General features: G+C 46.4%; 23 protein-coding genes. 6 read left to right on the top strand and 17 right to left on the bottom strand.

Annotation, left to right across the window (positions count from 1 at the left end; genetic code table 11):
* Positions 1–126: 126 nt before the first annotated feature.
* The 13 genes from R7F67_RS18960 to R7F67_RS19020 all read right to left on the bottom strand — a co-directional run bounded on the left by R7F67_RS18960 (position 127) and on the right by R7F67_RS19020 (position 11,714).
* Positions 127–1,008, bottom strand: a complete 882-nt coding sequence (locus R7F67_RS18960; RefSeq protein WP_054577154.1) for a ParB/RepB/Spo0J family partition protein — start codon at positions 1,006–1,008, stop codon at positions 127–129.
* A gap of 24 nt (positions 1,009–1,032) precedes the next feature.
* Positions 1,033–1,806, bottom strand: a complete 774-nt coding sequence (locus R7F67_RS18965) for a ParA family protein (RefSeq protein ID WP_005383838.1) — start codon at positions 1,804–1,806, stop codon at positions 1,033–1,035.
* 10 nt (positions 1,807–1,816) lie between these two features.
* A complete protein-coding gene (rsmG, locus tag R7F67_RS18970; protein WP_054577153.1) occupies positions 1,817–2,452 on the bottom strand; it encodes a 16S rRNA (guanine(527)-N(7))-methyltransferase RsmG in 636 nt (211 codons plus the stop codon).
* Positions 2,452–4,347 (bottom strand): tRNA uridine-5-carboxymethylaminomethyl(34) synthesis enzyme MnmG, encoded by a 1,896-nt coding sequence (gene mnmG, locus R7F67_RS18975; RefSeq protein ID WP_258476211.1) that lies wholly within the window; start codon positions 4,345–4,347, stop codon positions 2,452–2,454. Before mnmG ends, rsmG begins: the two co-directional genes overlap by 1 nt.
* 477 nt (positions 4,348–4,824) lie before the next feature.
* Complete coding sequence (gene mioC / locus R7F67_RS18980; RefSeq protein WP_053304046.1) at positions 4,825–5,259, bottom strand: FMN-binding protein MioC; 435 nt, start codon at positions 5,257–5,259, stop codon at positions 4,825–4,827.
* A 100-nt stretch (positions 5,260–5,359) separates the two neighbouring features.
* Entirely contained in the window at positions 5,360–6,721 is a 1,362-nt protein-coding gene (mnmE, locus tag R7F67_RS18985) for a tRNA uridine-5-carboxymethylaminomethyl(34) synthesis GTPase MnmE (protein ID WP_005383836.1), read from the bottom strand.
* Positions 6,722–6,851: 130 nt separating this feature from the next.
* Positions 6,852–8,474: a membrane protein insertase YidC gene (gene yidC, locus R7F67_RS18990; RefSeq protein WP_005383834.1), complete on the bottom strand. Its 1,623-nt coding sequence runs from the start codon at positions 8,472–8,474 to the stop codon at positions 6,852–6,854.
* Between the two features lie 2 nt (positions 8,475–8,476).
* A complete protein-coding gene (gene yidD, locus R7F67_RS18995; RefSeq protein ID WP_005378822.1) occupies positions 8,477–8,734 on the bottom strand; it encodes a membrane protein insertion efficiency factor YidD in 258 nt (85 codons plus the stop codon).
* Entirely contained in the window at positions 8,701–9,024 is a 324-nt protein-coding gene (gene rnpA, locus R7F67_RS19000) for a ribonuclease P protein component (protein ID WP_005394102.1), read from the bottom strand. The genes yidD and rnpA overlap by 34 nt, the downstream gene beginning before the upstream one ends.
* A 46-nt stretch (positions 9,025–9,070) precedes the next feature.
* Entirely contained in the window at positions 9,071–9,205 is a 135-nt protein-coding gene (gene rpmH / locus R7F67_RS19005) for a 50S ribosomal protein L34 (protein ID WP_005378825.1), read from the bottom strand.
* 242 nt (positions 9,206–9,447) lie between these two features.
* Positions 9,448–10,185, bottom strand: coding sequence for an amino acid ABC transporter ATP-binding protein (locus tag R7F67_RS19010; RefSeq protein ID WP_005378827.1), 738 nt, complete (start codon positions 10,183–10,185; stop codon positions 9,448–9,450).
* Positions 10,182–10,853, bottom strand: a complete 672-nt coding sequence (locus R7F67_RS19015; RefSeq protein ID WP_005378829.1) for an amino acid ABC transporter permease — start codon at positions 10,851–10,853, stop codon at positions 10,182–10,184. Before R7F67_RS19015 ends, R7F67_RS19010 begins: the two co-directional genes overlap by 4 nt.
* 114 nt (positions 10,854–10,967) lie before the next feature.
* Positions 10,968–11,714 (bottom strand): amino acid ABC transporter substrate-binding protein, encoded by a 747-nt coding sequence (locus tag R7F67_RS19020; RefSeq protein WP_005378831.1) that lies wholly within the window; start codon positions 11,712–11,714, stop codon positions 10,968–10,970.
* A 412-nt stretch (positions 11,715–12,126) separates the two neighbouring features.
* On the opposite strand from R7F67_RS19020, the gene dnaA reads away from it, so the two are divergent.
* The 6 genes from dnaA to R7F67_RS19050 all read left to right on the top strand — a co-directional run bounded on the left by dnaA (position 12,127) and on the right by R7F67_RS19050 (position 19,947).
* Positions 12,127–13,533: a chromosomal replication initiator protein DnaA gene (gene dnaA / locus R7F67_RS19025; RefSeq protein ID WP_005378835.1), complete on the top strand. Its 1,407-nt coding sequence runs from the start codon at positions 12,127–12,129 to the stop codon at positions 13,531–13,533.
* A gap of 63 nt (positions 13,534–13,596) precedes the next feature.
* Complete coding sequence (gene dnaN, locus R7F67_RS19030) at positions 13,597–14,697, top strand: DNA polymerase III subunit beta (RefSeq protein ID WP_005394106.1); 1,101 nt, start codon at positions 13,597–13,599, stop codon at positions 14,695–14,697.
* 9 nt (positions 14,698–14,706) lie between these two features.
* Complete coding sequence (gene recF, locus R7F67_RS19035) at positions 14,707–15,786, top strand: DNA replication/repair protein RecF (protein WP_005378839.1); 1,080 nt, start codon at positions 14,707–14,709, stop codon at positions 15,784–15,786.
* Positions 15,787–15,799: 13 nt separating this feature from the next.
* Positions 15,800–18,217 (top strand): DNA topoisomerase (ATP-hydrolyzing) subunit B, encoded by a 2,418-nt coding sequence (gyrB, locus tag R7F67_RS19040; protein ID WP_005378841.1) that lies wholly within the window; start codon positions 15,800–15,802, stop codon positions 18,215–18,217.
* 342 nt (positions 18,218–18,559) lie between these two features.
* Entirely contained in the window at positions 18,560–18,976 is a 417-nt protein-coding gene (locus R7F67_RS19045; protein ID WP_017821918.1) for a GreA/GreB family elongation factor, read from the top strand.
* A gap of 533 nt (positions 18,977–19,509) precedes the next feature.
* Positions 19,510–19,947 carry an Hsp20 family protein gene (locus R7F67_RS19050; RefSeq protein ID WP_258483912.1) on the top strand — a complete coding sequence of 146 codons (438 nt, stop codon included), beginning with the start codon at positions 19,510–19,512 and terminating at the stop codon, positions 19,945–19,947.
* 127 nt (positions 19,948–20,074) lie between these two features.
* On the opposite strand, the gene R7F67_RS19055 is transcribed toward R7F67_RS19050, so the two are convergent.
* From R7F67_RS19055 to glyQ, 4 genes are all read right to left on the bottom strand, one after another.
* Entirely contained in the window at positions 20,075–21,328 is a 1,254-nt protein-coding gene (locus tag R7F67_RS19055) for a valine--pyruvate transaminase (protein WP_017635592.1), read from the bottom strand.
* A gap of 229 nt (positions 21,329–21,557) precedes the next feature.
* Positions 21,558–23,642: an alpha-amylase gene (locus R7F67_RS19060; RefSeq protein ID WP_053350667.1), complete on the bottom strand. Its 2,085-nt coding sequence runs from the start codon at positions 23,640–23,642 to the stop codon at positions 21,558–21,560.
* A gap of 217 nt (positions 23,643–23,859) precedes the next feature.
* The gene (glyS, locus tag R7F67_RS19065; RefSeq protein ID WP_005378875.1) at positions 23,860–25,926 is read right to left on the bottom strand and encodes a glycine--tRNA ligase subunit beta; all 2,067 of its coding nucleotides are present in this window, start codon (positions 25,924–25,926) and stop codon (positions 23,860–23,862) included.
* A gap of 13 nt (positions 25,927–25,939) precedes the next feature.
* Positions 25,940–26,857 carry a glycine--tRNA ligase subunit alpha gene (gene glyQ, locus R7F67_RS19070; protein WP_005451074.1) on the bottom strand — a complete coding sequence of 306 codons (918 nt, stop codon included), beginning with the start codon at positions 26,855–26,857 and terminating at the stop codon, positions 25,940–25,942.
* Positions 26,858–26,936: the final 79 nt, after the last annotated feature.

Raw genomic sequence — 26,936 nt, forward strand, 5'->3', positions numbered from 1 at the left:
ATTATACGTTCAGTTCAACGTAAAGCAATTCGATTGCATCAAAAACTTACAGTTTTGTTTACAAAACGACAACTTTCGCACAAAATTCGATTAATTCGATTAATTGACCTAAATCAATTATCTCATCTAGGCCTCAAGCTTGGCAATTAGTTGGTCCAATTTGTGAGGCTCATCAAGACTTATCGTCAATTTCGCTTTTCCGTTTGCAGAACGGGTAAGAGAAACTTTTGCATCAAGCAGCTGACTCAATTTATGCGACATTTGCTCGGCTTCGGTATCCTCTTGTTGCCCTTTTTGCTCATTTTGTGGGGCTAAGCACTTTTTTACTAACTGTTCGGTTTGGCGAACAGTCATTTGCTTCTTAGCCACTTGTTGAGCTACTTCGACTTGCTGTTCGCCTTCTAACGCTAACAGAGCTCGAGCATGACCCATTTCCAATTTTTTATCTGCAACCAGACCTTTTACATCAACTTCCAACTGATTCAGACGTAATAGGTTACTCACCGTCGTTCTTGATTTACCAATCACATCGGCCACTTGCTGATGTGTCAGCGTGAATTCATCTTGTAGACGTTCAAGCGCTTGGGCTTCCTCAATCACATTCAAGTCTTCACGTTGAATGTTTTCAATCAACGCCATGGCGATGGCGGCACGATCTTCAACTTTTTTCACCAAACACGGCACGCGTTTTAAACCCGCCTGCCTTGCAGCACGCCAGCGGCGCTCACCTGCGATGATCTCAAACTGACCATTTTCGACCTGGCGAACCACGATTGGTTGAATAATGCCTTGTGATTGAATCGAAGCCGCTAGTTCTTCTAGCGCTTCAGGCGCCATATCTTTACGCGGTTGGTATACGCCCGGCTGCAATTGACCAATCGCTAAATCGGTTAACTCACCGTCTGCCGATAAATCTTGGCTATGCGATGCAATATGCTGTTTTTCACGAGCAAACGAACTGGTCGACAATAACGCATCCAGTCCTTTTCCGAGACCACGCTTAGACATGGGATTGAATTCCTTAGGTTAGAGTTAAACTGGGATTTCTTCGCGGCGGAGCATTTCGCCCGCTAGAGCAAGATACGCTTTGGCACCTGCGGAGTACTTATCGTAGTACATTGCTGGCTTACCGTGACTTGGCGCTTCAGCCAAACGAACATTACGCGGAATGACAGTACGGTAAACTTTATTCCCAAAGTGTTTTTTAAGTTGATCGGATACTTCATTCGATAAGCGGTTGCGTGGGTCGTACATGGTACGCAATAAACCTTCGATTTTGAGGTTTTCATTCACGACAGCCGCTAACTTGCTGATTGTATCCATAAGAGCAGTTAAACCTTCTAACGCAAAGTATTCACATTGCATCGGCACCAGCACAGAGTCAGCTGCCGCCATCGCATTGATTGTAAGAAGGTTTAGAGAAGGAGGACAATCAATAAAGATGAAATCATAGTTATCGCGAACTGACGACAATGCATTTTTTAGACGCACTTCACGAGCGAAAACTTCCATCAATTTGATTTCTGCCGCGGTCACGTCTCCGTTCGCCGCGATCAAATCATACTTCCCTGTTGTTTGGGTACAAACGACTTGATCGAACGGTGTATCTTCAACCAAAAGATCGTATGCGGTGGCGTCGACCATATACTTATCCACGCCACTGGCCATCGTAGCATTGCCTTGCGGGTCGAGATCGATCACCAAAACCTTGCGCTTTGTTGCCGCCATCGAAGCCGCTAAGTTAATGCACGTTGTTGTTTTGCCGACCCCACCTTTCTGGTTGGCGATTGCTACAATTTTACCCACGATTACCTCGCTAATTTTCCTTGCGCGATAAGATTACTAGATGACGATCACCTTCCAACTCAGGAACAGCCAAAGATATGATCTCTGTCACACTGCACCATTCAGGAAGCAGATCCATTTCATCTTTAGGGTGCTGTCCTTTCAGCGCTAGAAACACCCCGTGCTCTTGTTTCGGCAAATGGTGGCACCATTCCACCATGTCTGTCATTGAAGCAAAAGCTCGACTCAAAACGCCATCAAATTTTTCTTCAGGTTGGAATTCTTCGACGCGACTTTGAATTGGTGTCACGTTTTTCAGCCCTAATGTGTGCACGACTTGCTTGATAAAACGGATGCGTTTGCCAAGACTGTCGAGCAAAAAGAAGGTTTTCTCAGGGTTCATTATTGCCAAAGGGATGCCCGGTAACCCCGGACCAGTACCAACATCAATGAAGCGCTCACCGGGCAGGTGTGCGCTTACAACGATACTATCAAGAATATGTTTCACTAACATATCAAGCGGATCACGCACCGATGTTAAATTGTACGCTTTGTTCCATTTATCGAGCAGTTCGACATAACCAACTAACTGCTCTCGTTGCTGTTCTGACACTTCCAAGTCGGTTTTCGCGATCAGTGAATCCAGCTTTGTTCGCAATGCGCTCATTATTCTTCCTCACCTTTCTTCAGCAAACCATGCTTTTTCAAGTGAACAAGTAGAATAGAAATTGCAGCAGGCGTAATACCAGAAATGCGTGATGCAATACCGATGCTCTCTGGTTTGGCTTCGCTCAGTTTAGCAACGACTTCGTTTGATAAACCTTTTACATCGCGGTAATCCAAATCAGCAGGTAACTTGGTATTTTCGTGACGCAGTGATTTTTCGATCTCTTCCTGCTGACGCTTGATGTAACCATCATATTTCACTTGAATTTCAACTTGCTCAGCTGCTTGCTGATCTTCAAGTGCAGGAGCAAACGCTTCAAGTTGCGTCAGTTGCGAATAAGTGATCTCTGGACGACGCAGAAGATCCTCACCACTCGCTTCACGGGCCATTGGGGTTTTCAGCAGCTTGTTCAGCTCATCAACACCCTCTGACTTCGGATTCATCCACGTTGCTTTCAAACGCTGACGCTCCGTTTCCATATTGTTGATTTTCTCGTTAAAGCGAGCCCAACGAACATCATCAATCAAGCCTAGCTCGCGCGCTTTTTCCGTTAAACGCAAATCGGCGTTATCTTCACGAAGTAGCAGGCGGTATTCCGCACGAGAAGTGAACATGCGGTACGGCTCTTTGGTACCCATGGTCGATAAGTCATCAATCAACACGCCCATGTAAGCTTGGTCACGACGTGGGCTCCAGCCTTCTTTGTCTTGGCTAAACAAGCTTGCGTTTAGGCCCGCCATCAAGCCTTGCGCTGCGGCTTCTTCGTAGCCAGTCGTACCATTAATCTGGCCAGCAAAGAACAAACCATGGATGAACTTCGTCTCGTACGTTTGCTTCAAATCACGTGGATCGAAGAAATCGTATTCAATCGCATAACCTGGGCGAACGATGTGTGCATTTTCAAACCCTTTCATTGAGCGCACGATTTGTACTTGCACATCAAATGGCAAGCTGGTCGAGATACCATTAGGGTATAACTCGTGCGTGGTTAGGCCTTCTGGCTCAATGAAGATTTGGTGGCTGTTTTTGTCAGCGAAACGCATCACTTTGTCTTCAATAGACGGACAGTAACGCGGACCAATACCTTCAATCACACCGGCGTACATTGGACTGCGATCCAAGTTACTACGGATCACATCGTGAGTTTGTTCATTGGTGTGGGTGATGAAACATGGAATCTGACGCGGATGCTGTTCACGTTTGCCCATGAACGAGAATACAGGCGTTGGGTTATCACCGTGCTGAGCTTCTAGCACTGAAAAATCAACAGTACGAGCATCAATGCGCGGTGGAGTACCTGTTTTTAAACGATCCACACGGAACGGCAGTTCACGCAGTCGATCCGCTAATGCGATCGATGGTGGATCCCCGGCACGACCACCAGACGAGCTTTCCATACCTATGTGGATCTTACCACCAAGGAAGGTACCCACGGTTAGCACAACGGCTTTCGCATGGAAGCGAAGTCCCATTTGAGTTACCACACCAACTGCGCGATCTTGTTCAACAATCAGATCATCAACTGATTGCTGGAACAACGTTAAGTTAGGCGCATTTTCTAATGCATTACGAACGTACGTTTTGTACAGAGCGCGATCGGCTTGAGCTCGAGTTGCTCGTACTGCAGGACCTTTGGAGGCATTTAGTGTACGAAACTGAATACCTGCATGGTCGATGGCTTCAGCCATCAAACCGCCCATAGCATCTACTTCTTTTACTAAGTGACCTTTACCAATACCACCGATCGCCGGATTACAAGACATCTGGCCTAATGTATCGATGTTATGGGTAAGGAGAAGTGTTTTTTGTCCTGTGCGTGCAGATGCGAGCGCGGCTTCCGTTCCTGCGTGTCCGCCACCGACAACAATGACGTCAAAGTTTTCGTGATAAAGCATGAACTGACCTCAGGTATTCAAAGGGATTTAATGGACAGATAAAGGAGCCGTATTTTACCTGCTTTATGCCAGAGAGAAAAACGTTTTCTCGTTTTATCCGTTTTAAGCTTCAAGATAAATATATATAAGATCTATATATATGATCTCTTATTAGATCTACTATTAGGATCGACCGTTTCTGTGGATAACCTAAAAATGATCAACAAGATCATGGATCTTCTTTGGATCATATCTTGTGATCATGATTGGATCAGATCGAGGATTACCTGGGATCAAAAGTGGTGGTTATACACAGGGGGTAAAATTGATCAAAGTTGTTATTGGGATAACTAAAGGAAAATCACTGGATCTTATTGTAGTTATCCACAGTCTGTTTGGTTGGTTTTTGAGCGGTTAAACAAAATAATTTGGTGGGAGTTATTCACATGGGAGAAAACAGAGCCGAATTTCGACTCTGTTGAAGGGAAAGTCGTGAGTTTAAAAACGTTCGATATTCTCTTTTAACCACATCTCTGCGGCGTCTTCTGGCACATCATGGCTCAGTACATCGATTTTAAAGCAATCTGCGAGAGGGGTTGCACCAATATCCTCTAATAAATCATAAGCGTGTTGACCAGCGGCACAGAACGTATCGTAGCTAGAGTCACCAATCGCAATCACCGCAAATTTTACATCAGTCATTTTTGGCGGTGTATTTTGTAATGCTGCGATAAAAGGTTGGATATTATCAGGATACTCACCAGCTCCATGTGTAGAGGTGATCACCAACCACGTACCTTGATTTTCGATATCATTGAGGGAAGGCTGGTTGTGGATCGTTGTTTCAAATCCATTCTCGTTGAGTAGATCACTCAGGTGATCCCCTACGTATTCTGCGCCACCTAACGTGCTGCCTGTAATAATGTGGATCATACTTCTTCCTTATTGAATGCGACGGCTAAAGCTCATGGATGGCTTGCCGTACAAAAAGAAACGCGGTGTGAGTTAAGCTCAGCACCGCGCGTTCGATTATTTACTTCCCGATACAGAATGAAGAGAAGATTCGTCCCAGTAAGTCGTCAGAACTGAACTCACCGGTAATCTCATTGAGATGTTGTTGGGTGATGCGTAGCTCTTCAGCCAATATTTCACCAGCCATATAGCCTTCAAGCTGCTCCTGGCCTATTTGAAGGTGCTGTGCGGCACGTTCTAATGCATCGAGATGACGACGACGAGCCATAAACCCACCTTCACTGTTGCCAGAGAAGCCCATACACTCCTTGAGATGATCGCGCAGAGCTTCAACCCCTGCACCAGTCTTCGCTGACAAACGGATAAGGGTAGGGTTATTGACGTGGCAGATCCCCATATCTTCACCCGTTTGATCCGCTTTATTACGGATCACAGTTATACCAATGTTGTCTGGTAGGCGATCCACAAAATCTGGCCAGATATCTTTCGGATCGGTGGCATCGGTTGTCGTGCCATCCACCATGAACAACACGCGGTCTGCTTGGGCTATTTCATCCCACGCGCGTTCGATACCGATTTTCTCTACTTCATCGGAAGCATCACGCAAACCTGCTGTATCAATGATGTGTAGTGGCATGCCATCAATATGGATATGCTCACGCAGTACATCACGCGTGGTTCCTGCGATGTCGGTTACGATTGCAGATTCTTTACCCGATAGCGCGTTCAGTAGGCTTGATTTGCCCGCATTTGGACGACCCGCAATCACGACTTTCATCCCTTCACGCATAATAGCGCCTTGGTTAGCTTCTTTGCGCACCGCATCTAGGTTGTCGATGATGGCTTGTAGGTCACCAGCCACTTTACCGTCGGCCAAAAAGTCGATCTCTTCTTCAGGGAAGTCGATGGCTGCTTCAACATAGATACGCAAATGAATCAGCGACTCAACTAAGGTATTAATGCGGCCTGAAAATGCGCCCTGTAAGGATTGCAGTGCCGATTTTGCTGCTTCTTCAGAACTGGCATCAATGAGGTCTGCGATCGCCTCGGCTTGAGCGAGGTCGAGTTTATCGTTCAGAAATGCGCGTTCAGAGAACTCACCAGGGCGAGCAGCTCGAATACCATCTATACCTAGAATGCGTTTTATCAGCATATCCATCACGACAGGGCCGCCATGGCCTTGCAGCTCAAGTACGTCTTCACCTGTAAATGAGTGTGGGTTAGGGAAGTACAGTGCGATGCCCTGATCAAGCACAGTGCCATCTTCTGACTTAAACGGCAGGTACTCTGCGTAGCGGGGCTTTAGTGTTTTGCCAGTGACTTCTAACGCCACTTGGTTGGCTTTAGGGCCAGAAACTCGAATAATACCGACACCGCCACGACCAGGCGCGGTCGCTTGAGCGACAATCGTATCTGTAGTCATAATTTTGCCTTTTGAGCTGGGCTATAGGGAAGATACCTAGGGAGCCATCACAATTAATTAGCTGAATTGTAATCAGCCAAAAACAAAAAGGCGACCTTTTGGCCGCCTTTCTCAATCATTTCCTAAAAGGTTACTTGCTGTGTAAGCCTTTTTTCTCTAATCCTTTGTAGATCAGAGTTTGCTGGATAAGCGTTACGATGTTCGACACCAACCAGTACAGAACGAGACCTGATGGGAAGAACAAGAAGAAGAAGGTAAACATAACCGGCATAAAGGTCATGATCTTCTGCTGCATTGGATCCGTTACCGTTGTCGGGCTCATCTTCTGGATTAGGAACATTGACGCACCCATCAGTAGAGGCAGGATGTAGTAAGGGTCCTGCGCTGAAAGGTCATGAATCCAACCGAAGAATGGAGAGTGACGTAGCTCAACCGATTCCATTAGTGCCCAGTATAGTGCGATGAAAATAGGCATCTGTAGGATAAGAGGTAAACAGCCACCTAGTGGGTTCACTTTCTCTTTCTTGTACAGTTCCATCATTTCTTGGCTCATGCGCTGACGGTCATCACCGATACGCTCACGCATTGCTTGCAGCTTAGGCTGAAGCATACGCATTTTCGCCATAGACGTGTATTGCGCTTTTGTTAGTGGGTACATTGCACCACGAACGATGAAGGTCAGGCAGATGATTGCCACACCCCAGTTACCAACAAAGCTCTGGATGAATGAAAGCAACATATGAAGAGGCTTCGCAATGAACCATAACCAGCCGTAGTCCACTACTAGGTCTAGGTTAGGTGCCACTTCTGCCATTTCATCTTGCAGTTTTGGACCAACCCAAAGTGTTGCTTCAAACTTAGCCTGATCGCCTGTTGCGATAGTTTTGTTCGGCATACGAACGCCGATGTCGCCTAGGTTGCCAATTACACGAGTGTATAGGTTAGTACCTGGTTCGTTACGTGGGATCCAAGCTGCGGCAAAGTAGTGCTGAATCATTGCTGCCCAACCTTGGCCATCGGCTAGGTTAAGAGACAGGTTGCGATCCTGCATATCATCAAAGCTGTACTTCTTGTAACGCGTATCTTCTGTTGAGTATGCGCCACCACGGTAAGTAGGCATTGTGATGCTACCACCATCGTCCATTAGGTTTTGACGTAGGTGAGCGTACATACCAAATGTTGCGTTGTTGCCTGAGTTGTTCACTACATCGTATTCAACATTAAGCGCGTAGCTGCCGCGTTTAAAGATGTAAGTTTTGGTGTATTCGATGCCGTTTGCAGTGAATGTCATCGGAACGCGAAGTTCATCTTGACCGTCAGCCATTGTGAAGCTGTCTGCACTTACGTTGTAGTGAGGGCGATTTGTGCTGCTCAAGTCGATACCTTGAGGACCCACTAGACCGCTTTGAGCGATAAATTGGTGACCTTGAGCGTCTTTAAGCAGAACAAAGGAATCTGATGAATCTAACTCAGCAGAGTATTCGTTAAGGTTGGCATGTACCACATCGCCACCAACGGTGTCGATCGACAGAGTTAAAACATCAGTCGTTACTGTGATAGTTTTTGCAGAAGCTTGCTGTTGACCAGGAACTGGGTCAAGTTCATCAGCAAAAGATGGTGCAGGTAGAGTGCTGCTTGATTGAGCCTGTTCAACTGCTTGAGGTTCTGGATTCTTTGCAACTTGCCATTGTTGAAACAGCAAAAAAGAAACCAGGGCCAAACCGATGAGCAGGATATTACGTTGAGAATCCATCGTTAGTTATCTCTGTCTTGTTTTTGGACTGGTGGAACGGGGTCATACCCCCCTTCATTCAAAGGGTGGCATTTTAATAGACGTTTGCCTGATAACCAACATCCTTTTACAAAACCGTGAGCTCTCAAAGCTTCTAGCGCGTAAGTGGAACAGGTTGGTGTGAACCGGCAACGAGGACCAATCAAAGGGCTGATAAACCAGCGATACAGATAAACGAGCCCAATGGCTATCCACGTGAAGGGCGAGACAGGCGTTGCCATAGCTTATCAAACAACTTAAAAATTTCCTCATTGCTTAAATCTTGCGCGCTTTTCTTCGCAATCACAACAAAATCTTTGTTTGGAAGCTGATGTTGATTGTTACGAAAGCTTTCACGAGCCAAACGCTTAAATCGGTTACGACCGACAGCCGTTTTGATTTGCTTTTTGGGAACCGCTAAACCTAATCGTGGGTGAGAAAGTTTGTTATTGCGAGCAATGATGGTGAAATGAGGCGAGCCAGCTCGATGAGCTTGCTGGAAGACGTTTTGATAATGCTCGGGAGTTAACAAACGTAACTCCCGATTAAACGCGTACGTGTTCAAAATAAACTAGCGATTATTTTGATAGGCGCGCACGGCCTTTTGCACGACGTGCGTTGATAACTTTACGACCGTTCTTAGTTGCCATGCGAGCACGGAAGCCGTGAGTACGCTTGCGCTTTAGAACTGTAGGTTGAAAAGTGCGTTTCATGATAATTACCTTTACTGATCAGTAGTTTTAGGTTCTTGTTAAACCCGGCGTGGGTATTTGCTTTCTTATATAAAGAAGCTCTTTATATAGAGAAGGACAACCGACGCCTCTCAACAAAGAGGCGGAATTGTAATCACACTCACATAATGTGTCAATGACTCAATGAGTACGAAATTCCGGCCGGGCGATTATACGTAGTGTGAGTAAAATCTCAAGGATCAATCGATCCTGATGCTTGATCGTTACTCTATTCCTACTTGGTTAAGGAATTTTTTCAAACGAGGATCTTGTGGATTATCGAAGATATCCTGTGGAGAACCTTGCTCAACGATATTGCCTTCCGCCATGAAGATCACTCTATCAGCGACTTCTTTCGCGAATTGCATCTCGTGCGTCACCACCAGCATGGTTTGATGCTGATTAGCTAACTTCTTCATTAATGAGAGAACTTCACCGACCCATTCAGGATCCAGCGCAGAAGTTGGTTCGTCAAACAACAGCAGTTCTGGTTGCAGCGCCATCGCTCGGCCGATACCCACGCGTTGTTGTTGGCCGCCAGATAATGCCGCTGGATAACTATCGCCTTTATCCCCAAGGCCGATGTCATCCAGAATTTGTTGCGCTCGTTTGAGAGCATCGGCTTTTTTCCAACCTCGAACGGTCACTAGACCTTCGGCAATGTTCTGGCGCGCATTCATGTGGGCAAACAGGGCATAGTTTTGGAACACAAAGCCAGTTCGACGACGCAGCGCTAATACTTCGGCTTTAGTGTGTTTTTGAGTATCAACGGAGATGTCATCTATCGTGATACGACCTTCATCTGCTTGTTCTAGAAAGTTCACCGTACGCAGCAAGGTTGATTTACCCGTACCACTTGAGCCGATAATCACGATGATCTCACCTTGCTTAATATCGAGGTCGATGCCTTTCAGCACTTCAGTCTCACCAAAACGTTTGTGAATATTTTCTAACTTAATCATCGTACGTACGCCTTATTCAGTTTTGCTTCTGCCCAGATTTGTACGCGAGTCAGAATCACCACCACGCCCCAGTAAATAAGAGCAACCGCAAGGAAAGCTTCAAAGAAACGGAAACTTGATGAGGCTTCCATCTGTGCTTTCGCCATGATTTCGGCCACACCAAGCGTGAAAGCGAGAGACGTTGACTTGATCATATCGATGAAATAGTTCATCAATGAAGGCAGTGCGACACGCGTTGCTTGAGGTAAAATCACTCGGCGCATTGCTTGGGATGTCGTCATACCGACCGATAAGCTCGCTTCCATTTGGCTGCGATCAATGCCAATAATGGCGGCACGAATACTTTCCGCCATATAAGCGGCAAAGTGCAGCGTTAAACCGATAACCGCTGCTGAAAAGGCGTCGATACCGACCATCAATGGAAAAATTTGCGGTAAGCCGTAATAAAGCAGGAAAAGCTGAACCAACAGTGGGGTGCCACGGAAGAAGCTGATGTACAGTTGGCTTAATTGATCCAGAACTGGCAGTTTAAATACGCGAATATTGGCTAAAATGACGGATAAAATCAGCGAAAACACCAATCCCCATGTCGCCATTTCCATGGTTGTGCCAAGATATTTCAGCAATATCGGCAGCAGTTCCAACATGTAATTAAAGTCAAATCCCATACGGCTTACCTAAAGGCTAGAGAAAAGAAAAGGTGGAAAACAAGTTCCACCTTTACGTAAGTTTATTTTAGTCCGAGAGTGATACCACTTTGCGGCCTAAAGTACAAAGAGTTCTTATTTCGTGATGTCAGCGCCAAACCACTTCACGGAAATTTTCTCTACTGTACCATCTGCGCGCATCTCAGCCAGTGCTTTGTTTACTTCTTCTTGCAGCTTACGACCTTTCTCGTTGTCCACGAAAGGCCATGCGTTTTGAATGGTCTCAAACGGTTCGCCTGCCAATTCCAAAGGAAGACCAGTTTTCTTAATCAGTTCTAAAGCAGAAAGACGATCCATTACAAATGCATCTGCACGACCGAGCGCCACGTCATGTTCGATACCTGTGTCGTACGTTTTAATATTGATCTTGCCGTCTTTGTCGTATTGACGCAGCAGTTGCTCAAAGTTAGAGCCTAGGTTCACCGCAACGGTTTTGCCCGCAAGATCGTCAACACCTTTGATGCTGTCGTTGCCTTTACGCACGGTAATTTGTGCGCCATCTACAACGTAAGGGTCAGCAAATAGGTATTTAGCTTTACGCTCATCAGTCATGGTGATTTGGTTGGAGATCGTATCGATACGACCAGTTTCTAAAAGACCAAATAAACCAGAGAAGTTGGCTGTTACGTATTCGATTTTGTAATCGTTACGTTTACCGATTTCATCCCACATGTCGACTTCAAAGCCTTGTAGCTTGTCTTGCTTTACAAAAGTAAACGGGAAGTAGCGACCTGACATACCAACTTTGACTTCAGTAGCGGCTTGTACGGTTGCTGCCGACAGTGCAATGGCTGCAACGGCAACCTTAATCCAGTTTTTCATAATACATCTCCATAATTTTATGGTTGGAAATACTACTGTTAGTTAGCTCAATTAAATAAATAACCAAGAGCAATAACCTAGACCTGTGAGTTATTAGATAATAGAAGAAGAATGTTAAATGTGACGAAAATGCGAACTGAACCTAGCGAAATGATCGACAAAATCAGCATTGGGAATAAAATAATACACAGACTTATCACCAATCGCTCGATCTTGTGAATTTTGCCCAATTGTGGATCGTTGTGTGGGCAAATTTGGGGCAAGGTGTGTTGATCTCATCAAGTTTGCAGAAATAATTGTGAATAACTTGGATCTTATTCACTGGATCGTCGATCAATCGCTGGCGATCTTGGTTATCAACAGGTAAAATTGCCAGTCTTTTCCGATAATTCAATTACTCAGTGGGGGCACCGTGTCATCTTCGCTTTGGCTGCAATGTTTGCAGCAGCTTCAAGAAGAGCTACCAGCTACAGAATTCAGCATGTGGGTTCGTCCGCTACAAGCGGAGCTCAATGACAATACTCTCACTCTATTCGCGCCAAACCGCTTTGTGTTGGACTGGGTGCGTGATAAGTATCTGAACAATATTACTCGCTTACTGCAGGAATACTGCGGTGGCGATATTCCTAACTTACGTTTTGAAGTGGGGAGCCGACCTGTCTCTGCACCAAAACCAGCGCCGACACGTACGCCTGCAGATGTGGCTGCGGAGTCATCTGCACCTGCGCAATTACAGGCGCGTAAGCCAGTACACAAAACCTGGGATGACGACGCTCAAGCGATTGCGGCTATCAATCACCGCTCAAACATGAACCCAAAACACAAATTCGACAACTTTGTTGAAGGTAAGTCGAACCAACTGGGTTTGGCTGCGGCGCGTCAGGTATCGGATAACCCAGGTGCAGCTTACAACCCACTATTCCTATACGGCGGCACGGGTTTGGGTAAAACCCACTTATTGCATGCGGTGGGTAACGCGATTGTGGATAACAACCCGAACGCAAAAGTGGTCTACATGCACTCAGAACGTTTTGTGCAAGACATGGTGAAAGCGCTGCAAAACAATGCGATTGAAGAATTCAAACGCTACTACCGCAGCGTGGATGCGCTCCTTATCGATGACATCCAATTCTTTGCTAATAAAGAACGTTCACAAGAAGAATTCTTCCATACCTTCAACGCACTATTGGAAGGTAATCAGCAGATCATTCTAACGTCTGACCGTTATCCTAAAGAAATTAATGGCGTTGAAGATCGTCTTAAATCTCGCTTTGGTTGGGGTCTTACTGTTGCGATCGAGCCACCTGAGCTTGAAACGCGTGTGGCGATCTTGATGAAAAAAGCCGAAGATCACCAAATCCACCTTGCTGATGAAGTGGCATTCTTCATTGCCAAGCGTCTGCGTTCGAACGTTCGTGAGCTCGAAGGTGCACTGAACCGTGTTATCGCGAACGCGAACTTTACTGGTCGTCCAATTACGATTGATTTTGTTCGTGAAGCGCTGCGCGATCTGCTTGCTCTACAAGAGAAGCTGGTGACGATCGATAACATTCAAAAGACCGTGGCGGAATACTACAAGATTAAAGTGGCGGACTTGCTGTCTAAGCGTCGTTCTCGTTCTGTAGCGCGTCCTCGTCAGCTGGCCATGGCGTTAGCAAAAGAACTAACCAACCATAGCTTGCCTGAAATTGGCGATGCGTTTGGGGGCCGCGATCATACGACCGTACTTCATGCGTGTCGCAAGATTGAGCAGCTGCGTGAAGAGAGCCACGACATTAAAGAAGATTACTCTAACTTGATTCGCACCCTGTCTTCGTAATCGGTTAGAATAACGGTATTCTAAGCAAATCATTTATTGAGCTGACAGCGTAAAGAGCCAAGCATGAAATTTACCATTGAACGTAGTCATTTAATCAAACCGCTACAGCAGGTTTCGGGCGCTTTAGGTGGCCGACCAACTCTGCCAATCCTGGGTAACCTACTTCTTAAAGTAGAAGAGAACGTATTGTCGATGACGGCAACCGATCTTGAAGTAGAGTTAGTAAGCAAAGTGACGCTAGAAGGTGATTTTGAAGCGGGCAGCATTACCGTTCCTTCGCGTAAGTTTCTCGATATCTGTCGTGGTTTACCGGACGATGCGATCATCACATTTGTATTAGAAGGTGATCGCGTACAAGTTCGCTCTGGTCGCAGCCGTTTCTCGTTGGCAACGCTTCCTGCAAACGATTTCCCTAATATTGAAGACTGGCAAAGTGAAGTGGAAGTATCACTGAGCCAAGCTGATTTACGTACGCTGATCGACAAAACTCAGTTCTCGATGGCGAATCAAGACGTTCGTTACTACCTCAACGGCATGTTGTTTGAAATTGACGGCACCACGCTACGCAGCGTAGCGACGGACGGCCACCGTATGGCGGTATCGCAAACTCAGCTAGGTGCGGACTTTGCGCAGAAGCAAATCATCGTGCCACGCAAAGGTGTGCAAGAATTAGTAAAGTTGATGGATGCGCCAGAGCAGCCCGTAGTACTTCAGATCGGTAGCTCCAATGTTCGTGCTGAGGTGAATAACTTTACTTTTACCTCTAAGTTGGTTGATGGTCGTTTCCCTGACTACCGCCGTGTATTGCCTCAGAGCACCAATAAGACACTAATAGCAAGTTGTGACGAGTTGCGCCAAGCCTTCTCTCGTGCTGCTATTCTTTCCAACGAAAAATTCCGTGGCGTGCGTGTGAATCTGGCTGATACTGAAATGCGCATAACCGCGAATAACCCAGAACAAGAAGAAGCGGAAGAGATGCTTGATGTAACCTTTGAAGGTGACGCCATCGAAATCGGCTTTAACGTAAGCTATGTGCTTGATGTTCTGAACACGTTGCGTTGTGAAAATGTACGTGTGTCGATGTCGGATGCTAACGCTAGCGCGTTGATTGAAAATGCCGACGATGACAGTGCCATGTACGTGGTGATGCCAATTCGTCTATAAGCCAACTGAATGCCTCTTTCTCGTCTCATCATTCAGCAGTTTCGAAACATTAAAGCCTGTGATATTGAGTTATCAGCAGGCTTTAACTTTCTTATCGGGCCGAACGGCAGCGGTAAAACCAGTGTCTTAGAAGCGGTTTATCTGCTCGGGCATGGCCGCTCATTCAAGAGCTCTCTCACCGGACGAGTGATACAAAATGAGTGTGACGAACTGTTTGTTCATGGTCGTTTTTTGAACTCGGATCAATTTGAGCTACCTATCGGCATTAATAAGCAGCGTGATGGCTCAACAGAGGTTAAAATAGGCGGTCAATCTGGACAAAAATTAGCGCAGTTGGCACAAGTTCTGCCTCTGCAGTTGATACACCCAGAAGGGTTTGATTTACTGACAGATGGCCCTAAACATCGTCGTGCGTTTATTGATTGGGGCGTGTTTCATACCGAGCCCGCTTTTTATCAAGCATGGGGAAGGTTCAAGCGCCTGAACAAGCAGCGCAACGCGTTGTTGAAAACCGCCAATAGTTATCGTGAGCTCAGTTATTGGGATCAGGAAATGGCAGGATTGGCTGAAAACATCAGCCAATGGCGAGCAAGTTACATCGAGCAGATGAAAACTGTCGCAGAAACTATCTGTCAGACATTTTTGCCAGAATTTGAGATCCAATTGAAGTATTATCGTGGCTGGGATAAAGACACTCCATACCACGAGATACTAGAAAAGAATTTTGAGCGTGATCAGGCATTGGGATACACCTTTAGTGGCCCAAACAAAGCTGATTTGCGCATTAAAGTGAACGGAACGCCCGTTGAAGATGTTCTGTCACGCGGTCAATTAAAACTCATGGTGTGTGCATTGCGTGTAGCGCAAGGGCAACACCTGACAGAGATGGCCGGTAAACAATGCATTTACCTAATTGATGACTTCGCGTCGGAATTAGATAGCCAACGTCGCAAGCGTCTTGCTGACTGCTTAAAAGAGACGGGCGCACAAGTATTTGTAAGCTCTATCACTGAAAGCCAAATCGCCGATATGTTGGACGATAACGGTAAATTGTTTCATGTGGAACATGGCAGGATAGAGTCAAACTAGAAGAGAGAAACTCATGTCTGAAAATTACGATTCATCGAGTATTAAGGTACTGAAGGGTCTGGATGCGGTACGTAAGCGTCCAGGAATGTACATCGGCGATACGGACGACGGCACCGGCCTTCACCACATGGTTTTCGAGGTGGTGGATAACTCAATTGATGAAGCGTTGGCAGGTCACTGTAAAGACATCGTTGTGACAATTCATGAGGATAACTCGGTTTCCGTTAGCGATGATGGTCGTGGCATTCCAACAGAAATCCACTCAGAGGAAAATGTCTCTGCAGCAGAAGTAATCATGACGGTTCTTCACGCGGGTGGTAAGTTCGACGATAACTCATACAAAGTATCGGGTGGTCTTCACGGGGTAGGTGTTTCAGTAGTAAACGCACTATCAGAGAAAGTTGAGCTAACGATTCATCGTGGTGGCCATATCCATACGCAAACCTACCGCCATGGTGAGCCTCAAGCGCCACTAGCCGTTGTGGGTGATACGGATAAAACCGGTACACAAATTCGTTTCTGGCCAAGTGCCGAAACGTTCTCTAACACTGAGTTCCACTATGACATTCTGGCGAAACGCCTGCGTGAACTGTCATTCCTGAACTCTGGTGTGTCGATCAAATTGGTTGATGAACGTGAAGCGGACAAACATGATCACTTCATGTATGAAGGTGGTATTCAAGCGTTCGTTGATCACCTAAACACCAACAAAACGCCAATCATCGAAAAAATCTTCCACTTTAACTCTGAGCGTGAAGACGGCATTTCAGTTGAAGTGGCGATGCAATGGAACGATGGTTTCCAAGAGAACATCTTCTGCTTTACCAACAATATCCCACAGCGTGATGGTGGTACTCACCTTGCTGGTTTCCGTGCTGCGCTAACACGTACATTGAACAGCTTTATGGATAAAGAAGGTTTCTCGAAGAAAGCGAAAACAGCGACTTCAGGCGACGATGCGCGTGAAGGTCTAACTGCGGTTGTTTCGGTGAAAGTGCCTGATCCTAAGTTCTCAAGCCAAACAAAAGACAAACTGGTTTCTTCTGAAGTGAAATCAGCTGTTGAGTCTGCAATGGGTGAAAAACTGTCTGAGTTCCTGATTGAGAACCCGACAGAAGCGAAGATGGTTTGTTCGAAAATCATCGATGCAGCACGTGCTCGTGAAGCAGCGCGTAAAGCTCGTGAAATGACGCGCCGTAAAGGTGCACTAGACCTAGCTGGCCTTCCAGGTAAACTTGCAGACTGTCAGGAAAAAGATCCGGCACTCTCTGAACTATACATAGTGGAGGGTGATTCGGCAGGCGGCTCCGCAAAACAAGGCCGTAACCGTAAGAACCAAGCAATCCTACCGCTAAAAGGTAAGATTCTTAACGTAGAAAAAGCGCGTTTCGACAAGATGCTGTCTTCGCAAGAAGTAGCAACGCTGATCACTGCACTTGGTTGTGGTATCGGTCGTGACGAGTACAACCCGGACAAGCTTCGTTACCACAACATCATCATCATGACCGATGCCGATGTCGATGGTTCGCACATCCGTACGCTACTGTTGACCTTCTTCTACCGTCAAATGCCAGAGCTTATCGAGCGTGGCTATGTGTACATCGCTCAGCCACCACTATACAAAGTGAAAAAAGGCAAACAAGAGCAGTACATCAAAGATGAAGAAGCGATGAACCAATACCAAGTATCATTGGCTCTGGACAACGCATCGCTACACGTAAACGCAGAAGCACCAGCATTGGCAGGTGAAGCACTAGAGAAGCTTGTTCAACAGTACAATGCGGGTATTAAACTGGCGGAACGTATGAGCCGTCGTTACCCAAGTGCTTTGGTAAACGAGTTGATTTACACTCCTCGCCTAACGCCAGAGCAATGCCATGACGCATCAGTTGTGGAAGCTTGGACGAAGCAGCTTATTGAACAGCTGAATGCGAAAGAAGTGGGTGCAAGCCAGTACAGCTACGAAGTTGAGCAGCACGAAGAGCTAGGCTTAAACTTGCCTAAGATTGTGGTTCGTACTCACGGCGTGACGCACGAACATGCAATTAGCATCGACTTCCTAAACTCGAAAGAGTACGGCAAGTTGGCTGATCTATCAGAAGCACTTGATGGACTTCTGGAAGAAGGCGCGTACATCAAACGTGGTGAGCGTACTATGCCAGTGGCAAACTTTGCAGAAGCGCTTGACTGGTTAGTGAAAGAGTCAATGCGTGGCTTAAGCCGTCAGCGCTACAAAGGTCTAGGTGAGATGAACCCAGACCAACTTTGGGAAACCACCATGGACCCAGAAACTCGTCGTATGATGCAGGTAACGATTGAAGATGCGGTAGGTGCAGATCAACTGTTCACTACGCTAATGGGTGACCAAGTAGAACCTCGTCGTAACTTCATCGAAGAGAACGCACTGAAAGTAGCGAACCTAGACGTATAACGACACTGTTCGTGATAGTAAAAAGCAGCGAGAAATCGCTGCTTTTTTGTTTTACCACCAGCTAAAATCGCCACTTTCTGCTAAAGCGGATGTTTTTCTGGTACTAACTGCCAACAACCCGATCAAGCCTGCCATTTTATTTCTGTTTTCTTTTTTTCTCGCCATTTTGTTCGCTTGAGCGTTTTTGCTTTCTTTTTTCTGCTCGCTATAGTGCTGAAGAGCTGATGAATAAGGAGACTAAGAAAATGGTGATGACTTTCCTGAACTAAGCCGGAAGTTATGCACTTCCGGTTCAATGCACTGAATTTATTTGTAAGACAAGGCATTAAGAAGGAAATAATCATGTTTGAACGCTGGTTCTCAGCGTACTGCTTGGCGCTGCGAACTTGGTGGTTAACCAGTCGCTTTTTAACCTATCAATCACCACTAAGGTTGTTATCGCTATTTGAAACCTGCGAGCAACAAGCCCATTGCCGTAACCGAACTCGTATTGCGGTTGGGGACACGGTTCGCTTAGTGGATGTTGAGCGCGCCTATCAATATCGCATGACATTGGTCAGCTCGCGTAAGGGGCAACCCATGACAGGTATGCTCGCGGTCGATTCTTATTTGGGGTCTCGACTGTTAGGTCGAGCTAAAAATGATGCGCTCGAAGTGGAAATTTTTAATCAGCGACGCTGCTTTGTGATTACTGAAATTGTTCATCAATCGCAGCCACCAGCTCAGAAAATGCTGTGTGGTTGTCTGTTGTGCCAATAAATAGAGGTGAAGTCATGAGTAAGAAAGAAAAGAAACAACCGCAGTTGAGTCTAAAAGAAAAGCGCAAACTAAAGCAGGAAAAGGCGGCAGAAAAGGGCGTTGTAAAAGCGCGTAAATCCTCCCGCAAGTAAAGTGTAGATTGAGCCCTCCAGAACGGCGGGCTTTTTATCACTGATCGCGAAGTGATGAGGAACTAAGCTGTTCAAGGGGATAGTGGATGCTTTAAAAATTTTTTATTTTTTCCCTTGAAAGTCATTTTTGACGACCTTATATCTAGTTGTGAAGAGGGTGACTGGCTTGCTAGAGACTAGAAGATCAGCCCTCTGAAATCGCTAAAACGAGATCGCTCAGAAGAGGATATGGCGTTTTAGCACACAACTTAAACCTTTAGATTCAATATCATGTCTCCGAGCCAAACCAAGGCCAGTGGAATGATAAGAATCTCTTAGTTCGGCGTCGGTTTTTGCATAAACACGCCAGTAGGATGAAGTTCATCCGAACTAAGACTATTGCTTAATTAAGAGGATAGATTTATGCGTAACGTAGATTTCTCACCACTATACCGTAATGCAATTGGCTTTGATCGTCTGCTAAACCTGATGGAAGCAAATACAGCGAAAAATACTTCTGGCGGTTACCCTCCGTACAACATCGAGCAAAAAGATGAGCACAACTACCGTATTACTATGGCAGTTGCTGGTTTCTCTGAAGACCAACTCGATCTAACTCAAAATGAAAACATGTTGATCGTGAAGGGCGAGCGTAAAGCAGAAGAAGGCAAAAACTACGTGTACCAAGGCATTGCAGAGCGCGATTTTGAACGTAAGTTCCAATTAGCGGACTATGTAAAAGTGACTGGCGCTTCAATGGAAAACGGCCTATTACACATTGACTTGGTGCGTGAAATTCCAGAAGCAATGCAACCACGTAAAATTGCTATCGGTGGCAACAACCTGATTGAGAACAACTAATCAGTTAACCACCCTGTTATAGAATGAGAAAGAGCGCCATATGGGCGCTCTTTTTAGTTTGGGGGTTTTCAAATCCGCTATTTCAAAGCCGTAATTTCAAAGAGAAGAACGGCTGAGTTCAATCCGTCTATTTACCTTCGCGGTAAGCCTTTTCCACTTCTTCAGCGATAATCGCAATGCCTTTTTGCATCATCTCATCATCTTGAACGTAGTTCATACGCAGGCATTGGTGCGCGTGATCCCACTCGTCTTGCTGACCAATAAAGAAATATTCACCAGGGACAATCAATACGCCACGCGCTTTCAAGCGTTGGTACAGTTCCATTGTTGTGATTGGCAGTTCATCAAACCATAACCACAAGAAGATAGCGCCTTCCGGCTTGTGGATGCGGAATCGCTCATCGGTAATTGCTTGTTGGAGCAGTTCAACCGCACGTTGTGATTTTTGCTTGTAGAACGGCTTAATCACCTCTGAACTCAGTTTAAGCAGATCACCTTTGCCAATGATATGGTTTGCCAACGCTGGACCAACACTGCCCGGCGCTAGGCTGATGATGCCGTTCATATTAGTTAATGCTTGCGTGATTTCTTCACTCGCAATCACAATGCCACAACGCACGCCCGGTAAACCAAGCTTAGATAGGCTCATGCATAGGATGGTGTTTTCATTCCAGAACGGTTCGACATCTTCAAAGATGATGTTCGGGAAAGGTAGACCGTAGGCGTTATCGATGATCAGTGGGATGTTGTTCTCACGTGCTAGCTTGTCCAGCTTACGTACTTCTTCATCTGTCAGTACATTACCCGTTGGGTTAGTTGGGCGAGACGCGCAGATTGCCGCAACAGAGTCGTCGACGGCGAGTTGCTCAAAATCGACGTGGTATTTAAACAGGCCGTTATCTAACAGCTCGATTTCTGGGTGGTAAGAGATAAAGATATCTTCATCAATGCCAGCATCACCATAACCTATGTACTCAGGTGCGATAGGCAGTAGCACTTTCTTGTGCGAACCGTCTGGCTGTTTACCTGCCAACAAGTTGAACAAGTAGAAAAAGCCACTTTGGCTACCGTTAGTTAGGCTGATGTTTTTTTCGGAAATATCCCAGCCGTAAGTTTCACGGAATAACTGAGCTAGCGCTTTGACGAACGCGTCTTTACCCTGCGGGCCATCGTAGTTGGCGAGGGCGGCGACGAGCTCCCCACTGGCGAGCATTTCCTCACTGGCTTGGTGAAAGTAATCGAGCATGGCAGGAATGGCGGCAGGATTACCTCCACCGAGCATGATGGCACCTGGTGTGCGCAGACCATCATTCAAATCGTCCATTAACTGCGTAATACCTGAATACTGATTAAATTTTTCACCAAACTTTGAGAACTGCATGCTGACTTATACCTAATTCATTGTGATTGCTTTGTGTATGTTTATGCCGATGTTTTATCGGCTTATCGAGTAATCCTTGACCTTACCTCAATGTGTAATTAACGCAAAGTGTGAATTAAGCCGAAAAAGAAAAAAGTGCGTCATCAGACCAGAGGGACGAGACTAAATGGCAAAAAGAACAATAAAAAAGGGAAGCTTATGCTTCCCTTGCTGGTGGAGAGAGTGTGATTTACTCACCGGTGTAAACAATCAGTACCTTGTCGTCTTGGTATTGGCGTTCGAACGCGTAGTAACCTTCTTGATTGCGAGTGATGTGCTTACCTTGAGCAACCGCTGGGTGGCGTTTACGGAATTCACCCAATTTTTGCCAATGTTGCAGCAGATCTTCACGCTCGCCATGAATCTTATCCCATGGCATATCTGAGCGTGTGCCTTGGTGGGCGTCTGAACCAGTAATGCCAAAATCACGAGCTATCTCATCACCGTAATAGATCTGTACTGCACCCGGAGCCAGCATCAGAGCATTTGCCGCACGTGCTTGGTCATCAAAGCTGCGGCTGCGAGCTGACCAAAACAGTTGTGTATCGTGTGAAGACAGGTAGCTCAACACATTGAACTCAGGATCGGTATTGATGCGCTCTGCATAGCGGCGGTAATCATTATCAAGTTGAGCGAAACACTTCAGCGCTTTTGGTGCTACATCAGATTGGAACTCGAAGTTGATGATGGAATCGAAGCCGTTATCGAAATACGGGCTCTTCACTACGCTGTGTGCCCACACTTCACCTGTCATCCAGAAAGGTAGGTCATCCAAGGCTTTGTCCGGGTTGTTTTGCTTCCATTGAGCAAGCGCTTGGGTGGTGCTGGCTTTCAGCTCTGCCCACGCTTCCATTTCAACGTGTTTTGCGGTGTCGACACGGAAGCCGTCAATGCCGTAGTCACGTACCCAATCGGATAACCAGGTAATCAGGTGTTCACGTGGGGTTTGCAGCTCATCTTGCGCATTGGTGTCTTTATTGCGGAAGAAGTTTGGTAATCCGGTTTTCTGAGTCGATTCGGTTTTGAGATCCGGTAGGTAGTTCAAAGACATGGTGATGTCGTTGTAGCCCGGAGCATCGTAGTCGCCAATGTCGGTGCGAATCCAGTCTTTGCCCCACCATTTATCCCACGCTTCGCTATCACCGTATTTGATGTAGTCGTTGAAGCTGTGCCAGCTTTGTCCTGATTTTGGCTGCCAGTCGGTCCATTTTTCACCAAGGACTTGTTTGGCTTCTTGGTCATCAAGGTAAAGCTGACCAAAGCCGAATTCCTGCATGTCTGCTAATGTCGCATAACCTGTGTGGTTCATGACTACATCCCAAATCACGCGGATACCTTTCTTGTGGGCGGTATCGACGAAGGTTCTGAGTTCATCTTCGGTACCCATGTTGGCATCAAGCTTGGTCCAGTCTTGATGGTAGTAGCCGTGGTAGCCGTAGTGCTTAAAGTCGCCTTTATCGCCGCCGCCAACCCAGCCGTGGATTTGTTCCAGTGGTGAGGTTATCCAGATAGCATTGACACCAAGTGATTCGATGTAATCGAGTTTTTTCGTCAGACCCGCTAAGTCACCACCGTGGAAGGTACCAATCTCATATTTTCCGTCTTTACTGCGACCGTAGCTGTTGTCGTTGTCAGGGTTGCCATTGTAGAAGCGGTCAGTCATGACGAAGTACACTGTTGCGTTATCCCAGCTGAACGGTTTGTCGGCTTGCTGTTCAACTTCTTCTAGCAGCAATAGACCTTGGCTCATAGGACCCGGCTGCATGGTGACGCTGCCATTGGCGACTGTGGCTTCTTGTCCGGTTAAGGCGTCACGAACCACAGTGCCATCATTAAAGGTTTGAGTAACGTTGATGGCTTTTGGCGCGTCAGTTGCGACAGGGCAAGAGTAGGTGATGTCCTGACTCTGTTTTGGTTTGATTTTTACCGTCAGCTCATTGGTGGTTGGATTGAGCGTAAATTGATAGGTATTGGCTTTGAAGATGCGCAGCGGCATTTGTGCATCAGTGGCGCAGTTATCCATTTTTAATGGACGATTGAATTTGATGCGATCTTCTTCTGCTAGAGCAAAGCTACTGCCACAGCTTTGCTTGCTGTCAGCAATGGTAAAGCTATAACTGCCTTTTTCGAGTTTTTGCTCGGCGACAAGTAAGCCTTGTGAGTTTTCCTCAAAAACAGCGGTATCATCACCAACGCTTAGTACGATGGCATTTTCTGGTATCTGGCTGCAGGCGCTCAGTAGACCGATAGAGAGTGCGAGAATTGTTTTTTTCATTGTGTCCTTCCCCCGAATAAACAGTCCAGTTATAGCAAAACTGTGCCTCTACAATCCGAGCTCTACACCAACAAGTTAAACGCGTCTCACCCTACAAATTTTAGTCTTGTTCACAAAATGAATAATAAGCGTCACCTTCATCGGTTTGAAGGCAACAAAAAAGGGAAGCATCTGCTTCCCTTTTACTTATTTCTTAATCACTTCGAAGAGTAATGAATTACTTTTGAAGCAAAGAAATGTCTGCGATCTGTAGGAACAGGTTACGCAGGTTGTTCAGTAGTGTCAGACGGTTCTTCTTAAGTGCTTCGTCGTCTGCCATTACCATTACGTTATCAAAGAATGCATCAACTGGTTCACGTAGGTCAGCTAGCTTGCTTAGGGCTTCTTGGTAGTTACCTGTAGCAAATGCTGGCTCTAGCGCTTCCGTCATTACTTCAACGCTTTCTGCTAGTGCTTTCTCTGCGTCTTCTTGTAGAAGTGCTAGGTCGATGTCTGCTGCTAGTTCGCCGTCGAATTTCGCTAGGATATTACCTACACGTTTGTTCGCTGCTGCTAGAGACTCTGCTGCTTCTAGTTCACGGAAGTGAGAAACCGCTTTAACTCGTTGGTCGAAGTCTGCTGGTTTCGTCGGGCGACGCGCTAGAACTGCTTGAATGATGTCTACGCTGAAGCCTTCGTCTTGGTACCAAGCACGGAAACGACCAAGCATGAACTCGATAACGTCTTGCTCAACGTTGTCGTTGGTTAGGCGATCGCCAAACAGTGACTTCGCTTTCGCTACTAGGTCAACAAGATCTAGGTTGTAGCCGTATTCAACGATGATACGTAGTACACCTAGAGATGCGCGGCGTAGTGCGAATGGATCGCTGCCTTTAGGTGCTTGACCAATACCGAAGATACCTACGATAGTGTCTAGCTTGTCTGCCATTGCAACTGCAGTTGAAACACCGTTTGATGGCAGTTCATCACCTGCGAAACGAGGCATGTATTGCTCGTTCAGTGCTACTGCAACTTCTTCTGCTTCACCGTCGTGACGAGCATAGTGCATACCCATAACACCTTGAGTATCCGTGAATTCGAATACCATTGAGGTCATTAGGTCACATTTTGCTAGTAGACCAGCACGCTTTGATTTCTCAACGTCAGCACCGATTTGCTCAGCAATGTAGCCAGCAAGTTCTGTGATGCGGTCTGTTTTGTCTTTGATCGTCCCCAGTTGCTTTTGGAAGATCGCTTGCTCTAGTTCAGGCAGACGGTCGATAAGCGGACGCTTACGGTCTGTGTTGAAGAAGAACTCTGCGTCAGCAAGACGAGGACGAACCACTTTCTCGTTACCTTCGATTACGTAACGAGGCTCTTTTGATTCGATGTTCGATACGAAGATGAAGTTAGGTAGTAGCTTCTTGTTTTCGTCGTAAACAGGGAAGTATTTTTGGTCACCTTTCATGGTGTAAACCAATGCTTCAGAAGGTACTTTTAGGAACTCTTCTTCAAACTTCGCTGTTAGTACCACTGGCCATTCAACCAGAGACGTTACTTCTTCTACTAAGTCATCTTCTAGGTCAGCGATACCGCCAACTGCTGCTGCCGCTTTTTGTGCGTCAGCTAGGATGATTGCTTTACGCGCTTCGTAATCTGCCATTACTTTACCGCGCTCTTCTAGGATCGCAGGGTATTGCTCAGCAGAATCGATAGTAAACTCTTGCTCACCCATGAAGCGGTGACCACGGATAGTGCGGTCTGAAGCAACACCAAGGATCTCGCCTTCGATTAGGTCGCTGCCCATTAGCATGGTTAGCGTCTTAACTGGACGGATAAATTGAGTCGTTTTGTTACCCCAGCGCATTGGTTTTGCGATAGGTAGGTTTGCTAGTGCTTTCGCTGCAAGTTCAACGACGATCTCAGACGTTGGCTGACCTTTCACTTCTTGTTTGAACAGTAGCCATTCACCTTTGTCTGTAACCATGCGCTCTGCTTGGTCAACCGTGATGCCACAACCGCGTGCCCAGCCTTGAGCCGCTTTTGTTGGGTTGCCTTCTGCGTCAAATGCTGCAGAAACCGCAGGACCACGTTTTTCAACAACTTTGTCAGACTGGCTGTCTGCTAGTGCAGCGACTTTAAGTGCAAGACGACGAGGCGCCGCGAACCATTTCACGCCTTCGTGAGCAAGCTCAGCGCCTTTTAGTTCTGCTTCGAAGTTTGCTGCGAATGCTTCAGCTAGAGTGCGAAGTTGCGTTGGTGGTAGCTCTTCTGTACCTAGCTCGATTAGAAATTCTTTTGCCATGTTACTCTACCCCTTACGCTTGTTCTTTCTTACACATTGGGAAGCCAAGAGCTTCACGCGATGCGTAGTATGCTTCTGCAACTGCTTTCGTCAGGTTGCGGATGCGTAGGATGTAACGTTGGCGTTCAGTTACTGAGATCGCTTTACGCGCGTCTAGTAGGTTGAATGCGTGACCAGCTTTTAGAATGCGCTCGTAAGCAGGTAGTGGCAGTGGCTTTTCAAGCTCAAGCAGCTCTTTACACTCTTTCTCACACTGTTCGAAGAAACCAAATAGGAAATCAACGTCTGCGTGCTCGAAGTTGTAAGTTGATTGCTCTACTTCGTTTTGGTGGAAGATGTCACCGTAAGTCACTTTGCTGCCGTCTGGCGCGATGTTCCAAACTAGGTCGTAAACAGAGTCTACTTCTTGGATGTACATTGCTAGACGTTCAATACCGTAAGTGATCTCACCAGTTACTGGCTTACACTCAAGACCACCAACTTGCTGGAAGTAAGTAAACTGAGTCACTTCCATGCCGTTTAGCCAAACTTCCCAGCCCAGACCCCATGCGCCTAGTGTTGGGTTTTCCCAGTTGTCTTCTACGAAACGGATGTCGTGTACAAGAGGGTCAATACCAAGAACTTCAAGGGAGCCAAGGTACAACTCTTGAATATTGTCAGGCGATGGTTTTAGCGCTACTTGGAATTGGTAGTAGTGCTGAAGACGGTTAGGGTTTTCACCGTAACGGCCATCAGTAGGACGACGTGAAGGTTGTACGTAAGCTGTCGACATTGGCTCTGGGCCAAGCGCTCGTAGACAGGTCATTGGGTGAGAGGTACCCGCACCCACTTCCATATCTAGCGGTTGAACAATGGTACAACCATTTTGAGCCCAATAATCCTGCAGCGCGAGGATCATTCCCTGGAAGGTTTTGATATCGTATTTTTGCATAAGTCAGGTTCGCGCGATTCTCTTGTTACTCGTTAATTCGTCATCTATGCCGAGTTTTTCAACTCTAACAACGGCGATA

This window comes from Vibrio sp. YT-17, from assembly GCF_033337375.1.
Taxonomy (GTDB): domain Bacteria; phylum Pseudomonadota; class Gammaproteobacteria; order Enterobacterales; family Vibrionaceae; genus Vibrio; species Vibrio alginolyticus.